Source organism: Streptomyces fructofermentans (genome assembly GCF_014651055.1).
GTDB classification, from domain to species: Bacteria; Actinomycetota; Actinomycetes; order Streptomycetales; family Streptomycetaceae; genus Streptomyces; species Streptomyces fructofermentans.
Genome location: NZ_BMWD01000001.1, coordinates 699,933 through 715,792 on the forward strand (window position 1 = coordinate 699,933; position 15,860 = coordinate 715,792).

The following is a 15,860-nucleotide window of genomic DNA, read 5'->3' on the forward strand; positions in this document are numbered from 1 at the left end:
GTCGGCCGTGCGGGGGGTCTGTGGGGATTGGCGCCGTACGCGTACCCAGGGGCACTCCGCGTAGGCTGGACACAGCCCGTGCTCCCTGTATAGCTCCGTGAGGTGTCCTGTGTCCCCGCGTCGCAACCGTCCCATCGATGCCGGCGGCGCCGGCCGGAGCGCGGAGGACGATCCGTCCGGCCGCTACGGCGGCTGGCAGTCCACGGAGACCTGGCAGGGCGAGGCGTGGAGCGTACGGCACGTGGCGGGCGCCGGGGCGCAGGGCAAGACCTACCGCTGCCCCGGCTGCGACCAGCAGATCCCGTCCGGCATGCCCCACGTGGTGGCGTGGCCCGAGCACTCGGGCGTGGACGAGCGCAGGCACTGGCACAAGGCGTGCTGGAACGCGAAGGACCGCCGCACCACACGGGTGCAGCGGTCCCGGAACGCGCCGAGGTTCTGAGGGCCCGTCCGCCGGGGCGGGGACCCCGGGACTACACGTCCCGCTTCTCCAGCAGGGCGTAGGCGCCCGCGATGGCCGCGGCGGTCACCCCGGCGAGCAGGGCCAACTGGGAGCCCCCGGTGCCGCTGTCGGTGTCCAGCTCGAAGATCCGCGCGAGCGCGTTCGGGGCGTTGTACTCCATCATCTTCTCGCCGATCGTCCGCATGCTGTCGGACAGCATCAGGAACGCGGGCAGGATCGCGGGCACGAGGACCACGCCGAGCATCGTCGTGATGGCGCCCGCGGAGTGCCGCAGCATGGAGCCGACCGCCAGGGCGAGGACGCCGAGGAGCGACACGTACAGCGCGCCCATCAGGACGCTCCTGCCCCACGGGGTGCCGGACTCGCCGTCGTGCAGGCTCGACGTGAACAGCCCGACCAGGCCGATCGCGAAGGCCGAGACGGCGAACGCGACGACGAAGAAGATGATCAGCTTCGCGGTGAGCACGCGGTAGCGCTGCGGCGACGCCGTGAACGTCGTACGGATCATGCCGGTGCCGTACTCCGAGGAGACCACGAGCACGCCCAGCGTGATCAGGCAGATCTGCCCGAGGATCAGGCCGAAGAAGGCCGGGATCGTGTACGGGACCTCCGTGTAGTCCTCGGTGGTGGTGTTGACGGCCACGAGGAGGCCGACGCCGACGACCAGGAGCAGGAAGACGCCGAGCGTCCACATCGTCGAGCGCACGGACTTGATCTTCGTCCACTCGGACGCGAGCGCGTGCCCGAGATGCGTGCGGGTGATCGGGATCGGTGAGACGTACGACGTCCCGGGCGCGGCCTGCCAGTTCGGGGCGGGAGCGGCCTGCTGGTGCGTCGGGGGCTGCGGCGTGCTCATCGGGCGTCCTCGGGCTTGGTCAGGTCGGGGGCGGCGGCGGGCGCGGGCTGCGCGGGTGCGGGGGAGGGCTGGGCGTACGGGTTGGGCTCTCCGGCGCCGGGGACGGCCGGGGCGCCGTACGGGCCCGCGGGCGGCTGTCCCTGCGGCATCGCGAAGGGGTGCCCGCCCTGCTGCGGCGGCGGCGGGGCGTACCAGCCCGGCTGGCCCTGGCCCGGCACCGGCATCTGCGGCGGCGGCACGGCACCCGGCGGCAGTTCCTGCAGGAACCCCGCCCGCTGGTCGACGGTGGAGCGGTAGTCGACGGCGCCCTGCGTCATCCGCATGTACGCCTCCTCCAGCGAGGCCTGGTGCGGCGAGAGCTCCCACAGGCGCACGTCGGCGTCGTGCGCGAGGTCGCTGATGCGCGGCAGCGGCAGGCCCATGACACGCAGAGCGCCGTCCTGCTCGGGCAGCACCTGGCCGCCCGCCTCGGTGAGCGACGCCGTCAGCTTCTCGCGTTGCTGGGGCTCGGTGTCGGGGGTGCGCACCCGCGCGAAGTCGGCGGAGTTGTGCGAGATGAAGTCCCGGACGCTCATGTCGGCGAGGAGCTGGCCGCGGCCGATCACGATGAGGTGGTCGGCGGTGAGCGCCATCTCGCTCATGAGGTGGGACGAGACGAAGACGGTCCGGCCCTCGGCGGCCAGCGACTTCATCAGGTTGCGCACCCACAGGATGCCCTCGGGGTCGAGGCCGTTGACCGGCTCGTCGAAGAGCAGCACCTGCGGGTCGCCGAGGAGCGCGGCGGCGATGCCCAGGCGCTGGCCCATGCCGAGCGAGAAGCCCTTGGAGCGCCTCTTCGCCACGTCCTGGAGCCCGACGACGCCCAGCACCTCGTCCACCCTGCGGGCCGGGATGCCCGACAACTGGGCGAGGCACAGCAGGTGGTTGCGCGCGTGCCGGCCGCCGTGCACGGCCTTGGCGTCCAGCAGCGCGCCGACCTGGCGGGGCGCGTTGGGCAGCTTGCGGTACGGGTGGCCGCCGATCGTCACCTGGCCGGCGGTGGGGTCGTCCAGCCCGAGGATCATCCGCATCGTGGTCGACTTGCCCGACCCGTTGGGTCCGAGGAAGCCGGTGACGGCACCCGGCCTCACCTGGAAGGAAAGGTTGTACACGGCTGTCTTGTCGCCGTAGCGCTTCGTCAGGCCGACTGCCTCGATCATGCTCCGCACCCATCGAAAGGTTCAGGACGTCGGGGCACACGCCCCCGTAAGGGTTAGGAGGATATAGGTGCGCCGACGGTTCCCCCCAAGACCGAGCAAAATCGTTGCTGCTACGCGTCGCGCCGCTTCAGCAGGACATAGCCGCCGACCACCGCCACCAGCACCCACAGCACCATGATGCCCAGGCCGCCCCACGGCCCGTACGGCACGTCGTCGTCGACCGGTGTCACCACCTGCATGATCTTGCTGCCCGCCTGGTCGGGCAGGAACTGGCCGAACTTCTTCGTCGCGGAGACATTGCCGAGGATGGCGGAGATGAGGAAGAAGAACGGCATCAGGATGCCGAGCGAGAGCATCGGGCTGCGGAGCATCGTGGCGACGCCCATCGAGAACACGGCGATGAGGGTCATGTAGAGGCCGCCGCCGATGACCGCGCGCAGGACACCGGAGTCGCCGATCGACGCCTTGTGCACACCGAGGACCGACTGGCCGAGGAAGAAGGCGACGAAGCTGGTGATCAGGCCGACCGCGAAGGCCAGGCAGGTCGCCACCGCCATCTTGCTGAACAGGAACGTGCCGCGCTGCGGCACGGCGGCGAGCGAGGTGCGGATCATGCCGGTGCTGTACTCGTTCGAGACCACCAGCACGCCGAACACGATCAGCGCGAGCTGCCCGAGGCTCATCCCCGCGAAGCTGATGAAGGTCGGGTCGAAGGACAGCTTCTCGTTGTCGCTCAGCTTGTCGAACTCGTTCTTCGAGAACCACGAGATGAGCACGCCGAGCGCGACGGTGACCACCGCGGCGAGACCGAGCGTCCACACCGTGGACGCCACGGAGCGGATCTTGGTCCACTCGGACCTGACGACCTGGGTCGCGGCCATGGGGTTCAGCCCTTCTTCCAGTCGCTGCCCCACGAGGAGGACCCCGGGGGCGGCGGCGGGCTCTGCGGGGGCCCGGGCGGCCGGGACGCGCCCTCCGCGGGCCCGGTGCCCCATGCGCCGGGAGCGCCGGGAGCGCCGGGAGCACCGTCGGCGCCAGGGTCGTCGACCGTGCCGGAGTGCGCGTGGTACTCCACCGACTCCGCCGTGAGCTGCATGAACGCCTCCTCCAGCGAGGCCTGCTGAGGACTCAGCTCGTGCAGCACGATCCCGTGCTCCGCCGCCAGCTCGCCGAGGTACTCCGACTTGCTGCCGTCCACCTCCAGCGTGCCGCCGCCCGCCTCCACCGCGGTGACGCCCGCCCCGTGCAGCACGTCCAGCAGCCGTTCGCGCTGCGGGGACCGCAGGCGCACGTACGACCGGGAGTTCTGGCGGATGAAGTCCGCCATCGAGGTGTCGGCGAGCAGCCTGCCCTGGCCGATCACCACGAGATGGTCGGCCGTCAGCGCCATCTCGCTCATGAGGTGGGAGGAGACGAAGACCGTGCGGCCCTGGGCCGCGAGGGACTTCATCAGATTGCGGATCCAGTGGATGCCCTCGGGGTCGAGGCCGTTGACCGGCTCGTCGAACATCAGGATCCGGGGGTCGCCGAGGAGCGCGCCCGCGATCCCCAGGCGCTGCCCCATGCCCAGCGAGAACCCCTTCGCCTTCTTCCGGGCCACCGACGTCAGTCCGACCGTGTCGAGGACCTCGTCGACGCGGCCGCGCGGGATGCCGTTGCTCTGGGCGAGGCACAGCAGGTGGTTGAAGGCGCTGCGCCCGCCGTGCATGGCCTTGGCGTCGAGAAGGGCGCCGATGTACCGCAGCGGGTCCTTGAGGCGGTCGTAGTGCTGTCCGTCGATGCGGACGTCCCCCGCGGTCGGCCGGTCGAGTCCGAGCATCATCCGCATCGTCGTGGACTTGCCGGCGCCGTTCGGCCCCAGGAACCCGGTGACGATGCCCGGCCGCACGGTGAACGTGAGATGGTTCACGGCCATCTTCTCGCCGTACCGCTTGGTCAGCCCCTCGAGCTCGATCATGCGCCCACGCTAGAACGGGACAAAGCCCCCTGCCACTTCAGCGGCAGAGGGCTCTGGAGAGCGAGCGCACCCGTCAGGAGCGCGGAGAACCGCCTCCGGCCGCGGCCGGAACGCGAGGACCCCGCACGCCCCGACTACCGGGACTGCTGCGCCGGAACCCCGCGGGAGATCGGCTCGTCCTCGGCCGGCGAACCGGCGGCGGCGACGGCCGCGCCCGTGAGCGTGGCGAGCATCTCGCGCACGTTCGTGAGCTGGGCGTTGATCGAGTCGCGGCGGTTCGTGAGAGCCGCCAGCTCGCGCTCGGACTCCGAACGGATGCGGTCTGCCTTCGCGTTCGCGTCGGCCACGATGTCCTCCGCCTGGCGCTGAGCGGTCTCCACCGTCTGGCGCGCGCGGCGCTCGGCGTCCGTACGCAGCTTCTCGGCCTCCAGGCGGAGCTGCTCCGCGCGGTGCTCGATCTCCGCGAGACGCTTCTCCGCCTTGGCCTGACGCGACGCGAGGTCCCGCTCGGACTGCTCGCGGCGCTTGGCGAGGTTCGTCTCGAAGTCGGCGGCGGCCTGGGCGGCCTTCGCACGGGTCTCCTCGAAGAGGGCGTCCGCCTCCTCACGCTTGGACTGCGCGTCCTTCTGCGCCTCGGAGCGAAGCTGCGACGCGTCGGACTTGGCCTTCTCGACGATCCGGACGCCCTCGTCCTCCGCCTTGGACTTGCGGTCCGCGGCGAACGATTCCGCGTCGTTGCGCACCTGCTGGGCCGCCGACTCGGCGAGCTCACGGTGCTGCTCCGCCGCGCGACGGGCCTCCTCGCGCAGGTCCTTCGCCTCCTCCTCGGCGAGGCGGAGGATCTTCTCGACCCGCGCGCCGAGACCCGCGTACGACGGCTCGGCGTCGCTGACCTGGGCCTGGGCGTTCTGCGTTTCGAGGTGGAGTTCCTCAATGCGCTTTTCGAGAGCAGTGATTCGAGCCAGAGCGCTGTCACGGTCGGAGACGAGCTTCGAAATGCGTTCGTCCACCTGAGCGCGGTCGTACCCACGCCGCACAAGCTCGAAGCCGTAGGGGGAAGTGTCGCTCATGGGGTTCCTGTCGAATGAGACCGGTGAGGTGATAGAGGGAATCCTAGGGGTCAAAGCGGTGTGTCATCGAGCGGATACGTGTTTGATCTGGAGAATGACACTCCTTTTGGGTGGCTAGCTGTCGGATTGCTTGCCAGGGCCTGTGCCGAAGGCCCCGTTAGAGCACGGAATGGGTGCTTCTGGCTAGCTCTCCGACGTCTTGCCACTCGAACGGGTCGCGCCCGCGGCGGCGCCCGCCTTGACCCCGCCGTCCTTGCCGCCGGTCGGGGCCTCGAAGGACTCCAACGCCTCCAGGACGTCCTGGACACGGGAGATCTCGGCGTTGATGTCCTCGCGGCGGCGCACCAGCACCTCCAGCTCGCGCTTGCCCTCCTCGACGGCGGCCCGCGCCTCGCGCACCGCCTCCTGCCGGATGCCCTCGGCCTCCGCGATGAGCGCGGCCTTCTTCTGCTCGGCCTCCTTGAGGAGCCCCTCGGCCTTGCGCACGGCGGCGATCCGGACCTTGCTCGCCTCGGAACTGGCCTCCGACACCAGGTCCTTCTTCTTGGCCTCGGCCTCCTTGAGCTGGTCCTCGGCCGCCTTGATCAGCGCGTCGCAGCGGTCGCCCGCCGCCTTCATCGTCTCCGCGGACTCACGACGGGCCCGCTCGTGCAGGTCCTCGATCTCGCCCGTGATGCGGTCCCGCAGTTCCTCGGCCCGCTCCCTTATGGCCGTGGCGTCCCGGCGCGCGCCGACGAGCAGCTCGTCCGCGTCCGTACGGGCGCGCTCCACCAGGGAGTTGCCCTCGACCGTGGCCTCGGAGACCAGCCGCTCCGCCTCGTTGCGCGCGGCACCGACCATGGTGTCGGCCTGCGCCTCGGCGTCCGCGGTGGTCTTGTGCGCGGTCTGCTGCGACTCCGAGAGCAGCTTGTCGGCCTCGGCGGCCGTCTCCGTGATGAGGGTGTCGACCTGCTCGGCCGCCTCCGAGCGCCGCTTGTTCGCGTCCTTGCGCGCCTCGTCGAGCGTGCGCTCGGCCTCCTCGCGCGCGGCCGTCGTGACCCGCTCGGCCTCGTCGGCCGCCTCGGACCTGAGCCGCTGTGCCTCGGAGCGGACGCGCTCCGCGTGCTGCTGCGCCGAGCCCACGGTGTCCGAGGCCTCGGCGCGCAGCCGCTCCGCGTCGCCCTTCGCGTCCGAGATCAGCTGCTCGGCCTTCGACACGGACTCCGAACGGACCCGCTCGGCCTCCGCGTTCGTCTCCGCCGCGAGCCGCTCCGCCTCGGAGCGCGCCTCGCTGATGAGGTTGTCCGCCTGCGTCGCCGCGTCGGACCGGAGGCGGTTGGCGTCCTCGCGGGCCTCGGCGCGGGTGCGCGAGGCGTCGTCCTCGGCCGTGGCGGTGGCTTCCGACGCCTCGGTACGGACGCGCTGGGCGAACTCCGACGCGTCCGAACGCAGGCGCTCCGACTCCGAGATGGCCTCCGAGACCGTGCGCTCGGCGAGGGCCTTGGCGGCCTCCGACTCCTGCTGCGCCTCACGGCGGACGCGATTGCCGTCCTCGGCGGCCCGCTCCCGCTCCGCGTACGCGTCGGCGCGGACCCGGTCCGCCTCCTCCTGCGCCTCGGTACGGGTGCGGTCGGCCGCGTGCTCCGCGGCACTGCGCAGACCGCTGATCTCGTCCTGGGCCTGCTCGTGCAGTCCGGACACCGCGTCGCGCACCTGCTGGGCGGTCTGCTCGGCGGCCGACACCATCTCGGTGGCCCGGCGGTCCGCCTCCTCGACCAGCCGTACGGCCTCGGTCTGGGCCTCCTCCACGCGCTTGCGCGCCGAGGCCAGCAGCTCCTCGCTCTGCTCGCGTGCCCGCTCGCGCTCCTGGTCGGCCTCCTGGCGGGCCGCGCCGAGGAGTTCCTCGGCCTCGCGGCGGCGCCGGACGGCCTCCTCCTGGGCGGCGGCCAGCGCCTCGGCGGCCTCCGTGGCGAGCCGCTCGGCGGCGGCCTGCGCCTCCGACCGGACGCGGTCCGCGGTGTCCTGGGCCTCCGACTTCAGCCGCTCCGCCTCGGCGGCGGCCTCCGAACGCAGCCGTACGGCGAGGGACTCGCCCTCGGCGCGTGAGGCGGACGCGTCCGCGGCGGCCTCCGTGCGCAGGCGCTCGGCCTCCGCCTCGGCCTGCGCCTGGAGCGTACGGATCCGCTCGGCGGCCTCGCCGCGCAGCCGGTCCGTCTCCTCGGCGGCCTCGCGGCGGATCCGCTGGGCCTCCGCACGCGCGTCCGTCAGCGCCTGCTCCGCGGAGGCGAGACGCTCCTCCGCCTCCGTGTGCAGCCGGGTCAGCTCGTCGGCCGCCTCGGCGTGCCGGGCGGCTATGGCGCGCTCGGCGTCCTCGTGCAGCTCGCGGACGGCGCGCTCGGCGTCCGCCTTGATGCCCTCGACCTGCTCGACGGCCTCCTCGCGGTTCCGCTCGGCCTCGGCCCGCGTGCGCTCCAGCGTCTCCTCGGCCTGGCGGCGCAGGGACGTGGCGCGCTCGATGGCCTCCGTACGGACGCGCTGGCTCTCCGTCGTCGCGTTCGAGCGCAGCTCGTCCGCGTCCGCCTTGGCCTTGCCGAGCAGCTCCTCGGCGGTCCTGGCCGCCTCCTCGATCTGCTGGACGGCCTCGCGCCGCGCCTCGGAACGGATCCGCTCGCCCTCGGAGACCGCGTCCGCGCGCAGCTGCTCGGCCTCGCCGCGCAGCCGGCGCGCCTCCTCCTGCAGCTCGACCGTCTTGGCCCGGTACTCCTTGGTGTCGTCCTTCGCCGCGCCCTTGAGCTCCTCGGCGATGTCGTGCGCCTGGGCGCGCAGCCGGTCCGCCTCGGCCTCGGCCTCCGAGCGGATCCGCTCGGCCTCCTCGGCCGCCGCGCGCGTGGTCGACTTCGCCTCCTCGGAGGCCTTGTCCAGCACGTCCTCGGCCGTACGGGCCGCCTTCGCGAGCTGGGACGCGGTCTCCTCCGCGGTGAGGCTGCGGGCGCTGTCCCCGGCCTCCGCGACGATCTTCTCCGCGGCGGCCTTGGCGTCCGCCAAGGACTGCTCGGCCTCGGCCTTGACGGCCTCGGCCTCCTTGGTGGCCTCGCTGACCAGCCGGGCGACCTGCTCCTTGGCCGTGCGGGTGCGCTGCTCGTTGACCGATTCCGCGCCGGCGAGGGCCTTGGCGGCGCTCTCCTTCGCCTCGGCGAGGACCTTCTCCGCCTCGGCGCGCGCCTCGCGCAGGGCCGTCTCGGCCTCGCTGGCGCGCTGCTCGGCGGCCCGGCTCAGCTCGGTGGCCTGGCGGCGCGCGCTGTCCGACTCCGTCGCGGTCGAGTTGCGCAGCTGCTCGGCGTGGTCGGTGGCCTCCTGGGCCTGGCTCGACGCCGCGTTCAGCAGCCGCTCGGCGTCGGTGCGGGCGCGGCGCAGCAGCGCCTCGGCCTCGGACCTGGCCCGCTCGGCGTCGCTCTGCAGCCGCTGGCGTGCCTCGGAGGCCACGCGCTCGGCCTCGGAGCGGGCGGCGGCCAGCGCCTGGTCGGCCTCACCGCGCGACTCCTCCAGGAGACGGCGGGCCTGCTGCTCGCTGCGGGCGCGGAGCTGCTCGGCCCACGCCACGTTCTCGTTGACGTGCGCCTCGACGGTCTGCCGGCGCTCCGACAGCTCCTGGTCGAGCTGCTGGCGACGGGTGACCGCCTCCTGGTGCAGCTCCGCCTGGAGGCGGGCCGCCTGCTCGGCGTGCTCCTGGAGGATGCGCTGCGTCTGCGCGCGGGTCTGGCTCAGCTCCCGCTCGGCGTCCTGGCGCAGCTGATCCGCCTGCATCTGGGCATTGCGGAGCATCTGCTCGGCCTGGTAGCCCATGTCGGCACTGTCGTAGGCAGGCCGGGTCGCCAGATTGCGGCGCGCCTCGTGCAGCTTGGCGCGCAGCACCTCGACCTGATAGCCGAGATCCTCGGCGTGCTGGACGGCCTTCTCCCGCTCGGTCTTCAGCCGTTCCATCTCGGCCTCGAACCGAGAGAGGTGGTCGACGTCAGCCGCCGGCTCTCGCTCCTGGCGTTCGTAGCCCCGCACTGCGCGGTCCCATCCGTCCCCTGGTCGCAAGTCTCTCCAAACGAGCACCGTCCATCCGCCGGACGGGGCCCCCGGGGAATGGTGTCAGATCAACGGCGGAGCACGGGGTGCTGCCCCGACGCTCGTCCCCCGAAACCTGGACCCCGGCCCTCGGATCCTGACGAAGAGGACCCGGACCGCCCCGAAGAGGCGACGGCCGTGCCCAACCCTACCGGCCCAGATATACGGAGGTCAGTGCTCAGGTGACTCAACGGGTGCCGAAGTGACCAGTTCTGTCAGGACACCGTGGCAATCCTTCGGGTGCAGGAACGTGATCCGGGAGCCCATCGAACCCGTGCGCGGCTCGTCGTACAGCACCCGTACGCCCTTCTCCCGGATGTCGGCCGCGTCCCCGTCGACGTCCGCCGTGCCGAAGGCGATGTGATGCACGCCCTCGCCGTTCTTCGCCAGCCACTTCCCGACGGCGGAGTCCTCGCGGGTGGGCTCCAGGAGCTGGAGGTAGGAGGCGCCGCCGTCGGAGGTCCCGTTGATCCTGAGCATGGCCTCCCGCACGCCCTGCTCCTCGTTGACCTCGGAGTGGTGCACCTCGAAGCCGTACGTGGCCCGGTAGAACTCGACGGTGGCGTCGAGGTCGAAACAGGCGATCCCGATGTGGTCGATTCGCGTCAGCATGGTGTCAGTGCAGCGCTCCCGACGTGGTTACGCAACGTGCGCGCGATCACACTCCGCGCCGGATGACTGCCGGCGTACCGCTCAGTACATTCGAGTAAACCCTCGTTCACTCCTCAGCTGTGCAAGCTGGAAGGGGATCGCTCCTCATGTCTGGAACGAACAGCACCACCTCCGTCGTCGTCGCGGGTGCACGCACCCCGATGGGACGGCTGCTCGGCTCACTGAAGTCATTCTCCGGAGCCGACCTCGGTGGTTTCGCGATCAAGGCCGCCCTCGACCGTGCGGGGATCGGCGGCGACCAGGTGCAGTACGTGATCATGGGCCAGGTCCTGCAGGCCGGGGCGGGGCAGATCCCGGCCCGCCAGGCCGCGGTCAAGGCCGGCATCCCGATGAGCGTCCCGGCGCTCACGATCAACAAGGTCTGCCTGTCGGGCCTGGACGCCATCGCCCTCGCGGACCAGCTCATCCGCGCGGGTGAGTTCGACATCGTCGTCGCCGGTGGCCAGGAGTCCATGACCAACGCGCCGCACCTGCTCCCCAAGTCCCGGGAGGGCTACAAGTACGGCGCGATCGAGATGCTCGACGCCATGGCGTACGACGGTCTCACCGACGCGTTCGAGAACATCGCCATGGGCGAGTCCACCGAGAAGCACAACACGCGGCTCGGCATCCGGCGGCCCGAGCAGGACGAGTTCTCCGCCCTGTCGCACCAGCGGGCGGCCGCCGCGCAGAAGAACGGCGTCTTCGAGGCCGAGATCACGCCCGTGGAGATTCCGCAGCGGCGCGGCGACGCCGTCGTCCTCAGCAAGGACGAGGGCATCCGCGCCGAGACGACCGCCGAGTCGCTCGGCAAGCTGCGGCCCGCGTTCGCGAAGGACGGCACCATCACCGCCGGCTCCGCCTCGCAGATCTCCGACGGCGCGGCCGCCGTGGTCGTCATGAGCAAGGCCAAGGCGCAGGAGCTCGGACTGGAGTGGATCGCCGAGATCGGCGCCCACGGGAACGTCGCCGGACCGGACAACTCTTTGCAGTCGCAGCCGTCGAACGCGATCCAGCACGCGCTGAAGAAGGAGGGCATCGGCGTCGAGGATCTTGACCTGATCGAGATCAACGAGGCCTTCGCCGCCGTCGCCGTCCAGTCGATGAACGACCTCGGCGTCACCACGGAAAAGGTGAACGTCAACGGCGGCGCCATCGCCCTCGGCCACCCGATCGGCATGTCCGGCGCGCGGCTCGTGCTGCACCTCGCGCTGGAGCTGAAGCGCCGGGGCGGCGGGGTGGGCGCCGCCGCACTGTGCGGCGGCGGCGGGCAGGGCGACGCGCTGATCCTGCGGGTCCCCAGGGCCTGACACCCTTTTTCCCCACGCACAAGAACGAGTGAACGGAGTCGTGATGCAGGACGTCGCCTCGCTGGTGGCCCAGGCCAGGGAAGGCCGGCCGCGTGCCGTGGCCCGGCTGATCTCCCTGGTGGAGGGGGCGTCCGAGCAGCTCCGCGAGGTCATGGCCGCGCTGGCCCCGCTCGCGGGGAACGCGTACGTCGTGGGGCTCACGGGGTCGCCCGGAGTCGGCAAGTCGACGTCGACGTCGGCGCTCGTGTCCGCCTACCGGCGGCAGGGGAAGCGGGTCGGGGTGCTCGCCGTCGACCCCTCCTCGCCGTTCTCCGGCGGGGCGCTGCTCGGTGACCGGGTCCGGATGTCGGAGCACGCCTCCGACCCCGGCGTCTACATCCGGTCGATGGCGACCCGGGGCCACCTGGGCGGGCTCGCCTGGTCGGCTCCGCAGGCCATCCGCGTCCTGGACGCGGCCGGCTGCGACGTCGTGCTGGTCGAGACCGTGGGCGTCGGGCAGTCCGAGGTCGAGATCGCCTCGCAGGCGGACACCTCGGTGGTGCTGCTCGCGCCGGGCATGGGTGACGGGATCCAGGCGGCCAAGGCCGGAATCCTGGAGATCGGCGACGTGTACGTGGTCAACAAGGCCGACCGCGACGGCGCGGACGCGACCGCGCGCGAGCTGAACCACATGCTGGGGCTCGGCGAGTCCCGGGGCGCCGGCGACTGGCGGCCGCCGATCGTGAAGACGGTCGCCGCACGCGGCGAGGGCATCGACGAGGTCGTGGAGGCCCTGGAGAAGCACCGCGCCTGGATGGAGGAGCGCGGGGTGCTCGCCGAGCGGCGGCTCGCCCGTGCCTCGCACGAGGTCGAGACCATCGCGGTCACGGCCCTGCGGGAGCGGATCGGCGACCTCCACGGGGACCGTCGGCTGAGCGCCCTGGCCGAACGGATCACCGCGGGCGAACTCGACCCCTACCGGGCCGCCGACGAGCTCGTGGCCGGGCTGACCCGGGGCTGAGGCCCGGCGGTCCGGGTCCGGCCGCGCCACCCCGGCAGGCGTCGCCACCCCGGCAGGCGTACGACGATCCGCTCCCGGACGGCGGGAGCGGATCGTCGTACGCCTGCCGGGCCCGGGAGCCTGGACCCGGTGGCATTCAGCCGTTGTGCCGTTGTGCCGTTGTGCCGTTGTGCCGTTGTGCCGTCGGGCCGTGGGCCGTCGGGCGTCAGCCGTGAGGCGTGGGCCGTCAGTCGTCGGTGTCGGTGTCGGTGTCGGTGTCGGGTGCCGAGGCGTCCGCCGTCACCTTCGCGGTCCTCAGGTCCACCGTCCAGTCGCGCTCGGTGCCGTCGGCCCCGGTCGTCTCGGCCTCCCACCCTGCGGCGCGGTCGTCGTCGAGGTCGACGGAGACGACCGTGCCCTTCGCGGCGGCGGCCTCCGCGGCCTCCGCGGCGGTGACGGACGCGTCCTTCAACGCGGCCCGCGCCCGGGAGTCGTCGGCGGCGTCGTCGGCGTCGTCGGCGGTGTCGGCGTGCGATCCCAGCACCTTGCCGTTCCCCGGGTCGACCTGGACACTGTGCCGGTTCCCGCCCTGGGTCAGCACGTCCACGTCCCACACGAGGCTGGAGCCCTCGTCGTCGAGCTCGGCGGAGACCGCCGTGCCCCGGACGCTCTTGAGTGCCGCCGTGATCGCGTCCGCCGCGGTCACCTTCGCGGCCTTCGCCTCGGCGGCGTTCTCGGCCCGGTCGTCGGTCCCGTCGCGGTCCTCGGCGCGGTCGGTGCCGTCGCCGTCGCGGTCGTCGCGGTCGTCCGTCCGGTCGTCGTCCGCGACCCGTACGCTCGACTGCTTCACCCCCGCGTCGTCGTCACCCGTGACCGCGAGTGCCGTCGCGGTCCCGCCCCCGACGAGAGCCGCCGCCGCGATGGTGGCGATGACGATGTTCCGCTTCATGGTGTTCCTCCGGGATGGTCTGCTTCGGCTTCGTCCGTCGTGGTTCGACGTGGACCAATCTCGCGGAACGACGCTGAAGGCAGCCTGAAGCGGCCTGAAGGGTTCTTCAGCTTCGGTTTGGGAGTCTTGACGCATGCGCCTGTTGATCGTGGAGGACGAGAAGCGGCTCGCCCTGTCGCTCGCCAAGGGCCTGACGGCCGAGGGGTACGCGGTCGACGTGGTCCACGACGGACTCGAGGGCCTGCACAGGGCCGGCGAGGGCTCGTACGACCTCGTCGTCCTCGACATCATGCTGCCCGGCATGAACGGCTACCGGGTGTGCGGGGCGCTGCGCGCCGCGGGGCACGACGTGCCGATCCTGATGCTCACCGCCAAGGACGGCGAGTACGACGAGGCCGAGGGCCTCGACACCGGGGCGGACGACTACCTGACGAAGCCGTTCTCGTACGTCGTGCTGGTGGCCAGGGTCAAGGCGCTGCTGAGGCGGCGCGGCACCTCGGGGGCCTCGCCCGTGCACGTGCTCGGCGACCTGCGGGTGGACACGGCGGCCCGGCGCGTGTTCCGGGCCGACGAGGAGATCGCCCTCACGGCCAAGGAGTTCGCGGTCCTCGAACAGCTCGTGGTGCGGCCCGGCGAGGTCGTGTCCAAGGGCGAGATCCTGGAGCACGTCTGGGACTTCGCGTACGAGGGGGACCCCAACATCGTCGAGGTCTACGTCAGCACGCTGCGCCGCAAGCTCGGAGCCGCGCTGATCAGGACCGTACGCGGCGCGGGTTACCGCCTGGAGGCCCGATGAGCCGCTTCCTCGGGTCCGTACGGGCCAGGGCCACGCTCGGCGCGAGTGTCGTCGTCGCCGTGGCGCTCGCGGCGGCGGGCGCGGCCGTCCTGCTGTCGCTGTGGTCGAACCTGAGCGGACAGGCGGGCACCCAGGCGGAGCGCACCGCGCGGGAGGTGGCGGCCGAACTCGCCGCAGGGCGCGGATACGCGGACCTCTCCCTGGACGACGAGGACCAGCCCGTGCAGGTCGTCGACGGCGCCGGCCGGCTGGTCGCGGTCACCGAGGACCTGGAGCGGATCAGCGGCACCGGTGTCGCGCGGGTGAAGCCGCAGGCCCCGGCACCCGTAGGGGCCGACGCGGCGGACGGCCGGCAGAAGGGCGGGACCGGAGGACCGGGGGAGCGGGAGGCCCCGGAGGAGCGCGACGACGCCGGGGACCGCGACGACGCCGGGGACCGCGACGAGCCCGAGGAGCCCGAGGAGTCGGACGACGACTCCCTCGAAGTGGGCGAGATCGGCGACGCGTCCTTCGGCGACGGATCGGCCACGGTCGACGGCGAGACGGCCGACTACCGCTTCGCCACCGTCCCGGTGGAGGTCGACGGCAGGGGGACGCTCACCGTCCACGCGGGCGCTCCGCTGACCGCGGAGCAGGAGGCCGTCAGCACCGCGCTGACCGTGATGCTGATCGGGTTCCCCCTGCTCCTGGCCGTGGTGGCCCTGGTGACCTGGCTCGTCACCCGCAGGGCGCTGCGCCCCGTCGAGGGCATCCGCCGGGAGATGGCCGCGATCACCGCGTCCGAGGACCTCACGCGGCGGGTGCCCGTCCCGGACACCCACGACGAGGTCGCGATGCTGGCGCGCACGACCAACGAGACGCTTGCCGCGCTGGAGCACTCCGTGGAGCGGCAGCGGCGTTTCGTGGCCGACGCCTCGCACGAACTGCGCAGCCCCATCGCCTCCCTGCGCACGCAGCTCGAAGTGGGGGCCGCGCACCCCGGACTGCTCGATGTGGACGGGGCGGTGGAGGACACCGTACGGCTGCAGCGGCTGGCCGCAGACCTGCTGCTGCTCGCGCGACTGGACGCGGGGGAGAGGCCCGCGGACGCGCGTTTCGACCTGGCCGCGCTGGTCCGGGCGGAGGCCGCCCAGCGAGGTGGGGACCGGGTGCCGGTGTCCGTCGACGCGGAGAGCGTCCCGGTTGCCGGCTCGCGCGGCCAACTGGCGCGGGTGCTGGGCAATCTGCTCGACAACGCCCAGCGGCACACGCGTACGTCGGTCGCCGTGACCGTGCGGCGGGAGGGGCGCTGGGCGGTCGTCGAGGTCGCCGACGACGGGGCGGGTGTGCCCGCCGGGGAGCGCGAGCGGGTCTTCGAGCGCTTCGTACGGCTCGATGAGGCCCGGACGCGTGACGACGGCGGGGCCGGCCTGGGCCTGGCCATCGCGCGGGACGTGGCGGTCGGGCACGGTGGTTCGCTCACCGTGCGGGAGGCGGCGGCGGGCGGAGCCCTGTTCGAACTCCGCCTGCCCTCCGCCTGAGCGCCGGCCCGCCGGGGC

Annotated in this window: 13 protein-coding genes; 5 read left to right on the plus strand and 8 right to left on the minus strand. The window is 72.4% G+C overall.

Features of this window, described 5'->3' with window-relative positions:
• The first annotated feature begins 109 nt into the window (after positions 1 to 109).
• Positions 110 to 442: an Rv1322 family protein gene (locus IE265_RS02970; protein ID WP_190033666.1), complete on the plus strand. Its 333-nt coding sequence runs from the start codon at positions 110 to 112 to the stop codon at positions 440 to 442.
• A gap of 31 nt (positions 443 to 473) precedes the next feature.
• Here IE265_RS02970 and IE265_RS02975 read toward each other — a convergent pair whose 3' ends face one another.
• The 7 genes from IE265_RS02975 to mce form a co-directional block, all read right to left on the minus strand.
• Positions 474 to 1,319 carry an ABC transporter permease gene (locus IE265_RS02975; protein WP_190033667.1) on the minus strand — a complete coding sequence of 282 codons (846 nt, stop codon included), beginning with the start codon at positions 1,317 to 1,319 and terminating at the stop codon, positions 474 to 476.
• On the minus strand, positions 1,316 to 2,518 hold the full coding sequence (locus tag IE265_RS02980) for an ABC transporter ATP-binding protein (RefSeq protein ID WP_190033668.1): 1,203 nt from the start codon (positions 2,516 to 2,518) through the stop codon (positions 1,316 to 1,318). Before IE265_RS02980 ends, IE265_RS02975 begins: the two co-directional genes overlap by 4 nt.
• 110 nt (positions 2,519 to 2,628) lie before the next feature.
• On the minus strand, positions 2,629 to 3,399 hold the full coding sequence (locus IE265_RS02985; RefSeq protein ID WP_190033669.1) for an ABC transporter permease: 771 nt from the start codon (positions 3,397 to 3,399) through the stop codon (positions 2,629 to 2,631).
• A gap of 5 nt (positions 3,400 to 3,404) precedes the next feature.
• Positions 3,405 to 4,475 carry an ABC transporter ATP-binding protein gene (locus tag IE265_RS02990; RefSeq protein ID WP_229915978.1) on the minus strand — a complete coding sequence of 357 codons (1,071 nt, stop codon included), beginning with the start codon at positions 4,473 to 4,475 and terminating at the stop codon, positions 3,405 to 3,407.
• Between the two features lie 134 nt (positions 4,476 to 4,609).
• Positions 4,610 to 5,545, minus strand: a complete 936-nt coding sequence (locus IE265_RS02995) for a coiled-coil domain-containing protein (protein WP_190033670.1) — start codon at positions 5,543 to 5,545, stop codon at positions 4,610 to 4,612.
• 183 nt (positions 5,546 to 5,728) lie between these two features.
• Positions 5,729 to 9,577, minus strand: a complete 3,849-nt coding sequence (gene scy, locus IE265_RS03000) for a polarized growth protein Scy (protein WP_190033671.1) — start codon at positions 9,575 to 9,577, stop codon at positions 5,729 to 5,731.
• A 231-nt stretch (positions 9,578 to 9,808) separates the two neighbouring features.
• Positions 9,809 to 10,249 carry a methylmalonyl-CoA epimerase gene (mce, locus tag IE265_RS03005; protein WP_190033672.1) on the minus strand — a complete coding sequence of 147 codons (441 nt, stop codon included), beginning with the start codon at positions 10,247 to 10,249 and terminating at the stop codon, positions 9,809 to 9,811.
• Positions 10,250 to 10,395: 146 nt separating this feature from the next.
• On the opposite strand from mce, the gene IE265_RS03010 reads away from it, so the two are divergent.
• Both IE265_RS03010 and meaB read left to right on the plus strand, forming a co-directional pair.
• The gene (locus IE265_RS03010) at positions 10,396 to 11,598 is read left to right on the plus strand and encodes an acetyl-CoA C-acetyltransferase (RefSeq protein ID WP_190033673.1); all 1,203 of its coding nucleotides are present in this window, start codon (positions 10,396 to 10,398) and stop codon (positions 11,596 to 11,598) included.
• A gap of 43 nt (positions 11,599 to 11,641) precedes the next feature.
• Positions 11,642 to 12,598 carry a methylmalonyl Co-A mutase-associated GTPase MeaB gene (meaB, locus tag IE265_RS03015; RefSeq protein WP_190033674.1) on the plus strand — a complete coding sequence of 319 codons (957 nt, stop codon included), beginning with the start codon at positions 11,642 to 11,644 and terminating at the stop codon, positions 12,596 to 12,598.
• Between the two features lie 226 nt (positions 12,599 to 12,824).
• On the opposite strand, the gene IE265_RS03020 is transcribed toward meaB, so the two are convergent.
• The gene (locus tag IE265_RS03020; protein ID WP_190033675.1) at positions 12,825 to 13,526 is read right to left on the minus strand and encodes a PepSY domain-containing protein; all 702 of its coding nucleotides are present in this window, start codon (positions 13,524 to 13,526) and stop codon (positions 12,825 to 12,827) included.
• Positions 13,527 to 13,659: 133 nt separating this feature from the next.
• Between IE265_RS03020 and IE265_RS03025 the strand changes: the two genes are divergently transcribed.
• Complete coding sequence (locus IE265_RS03025; RefSeq protein ID WP_190033676.1) at positions 13,660 to 14,322, plus strand: response regulator transcription factor; 663 nt, start codon at positions 13,660 to 13,662, stop codon at positions 14,320 to 14,322.
• Positions 14,319 to 15,842, plus strand: a complete 1,524-nt coding sequence (locus IE265_RS03030; RefSeq protein ID WP_190033677.1) for a sensor histidine kinase — start codon at positions 14,319 to 14,321, stop codon at positions 15,840 to 15,842. The genes IE265_RS03025 and IE265_RS03030 overlap by 4 nt, the downstream gene beginning before the upstream one ends.
• Positions 15,843 to 15,860 lie beyond the last annotated feature (18 nt).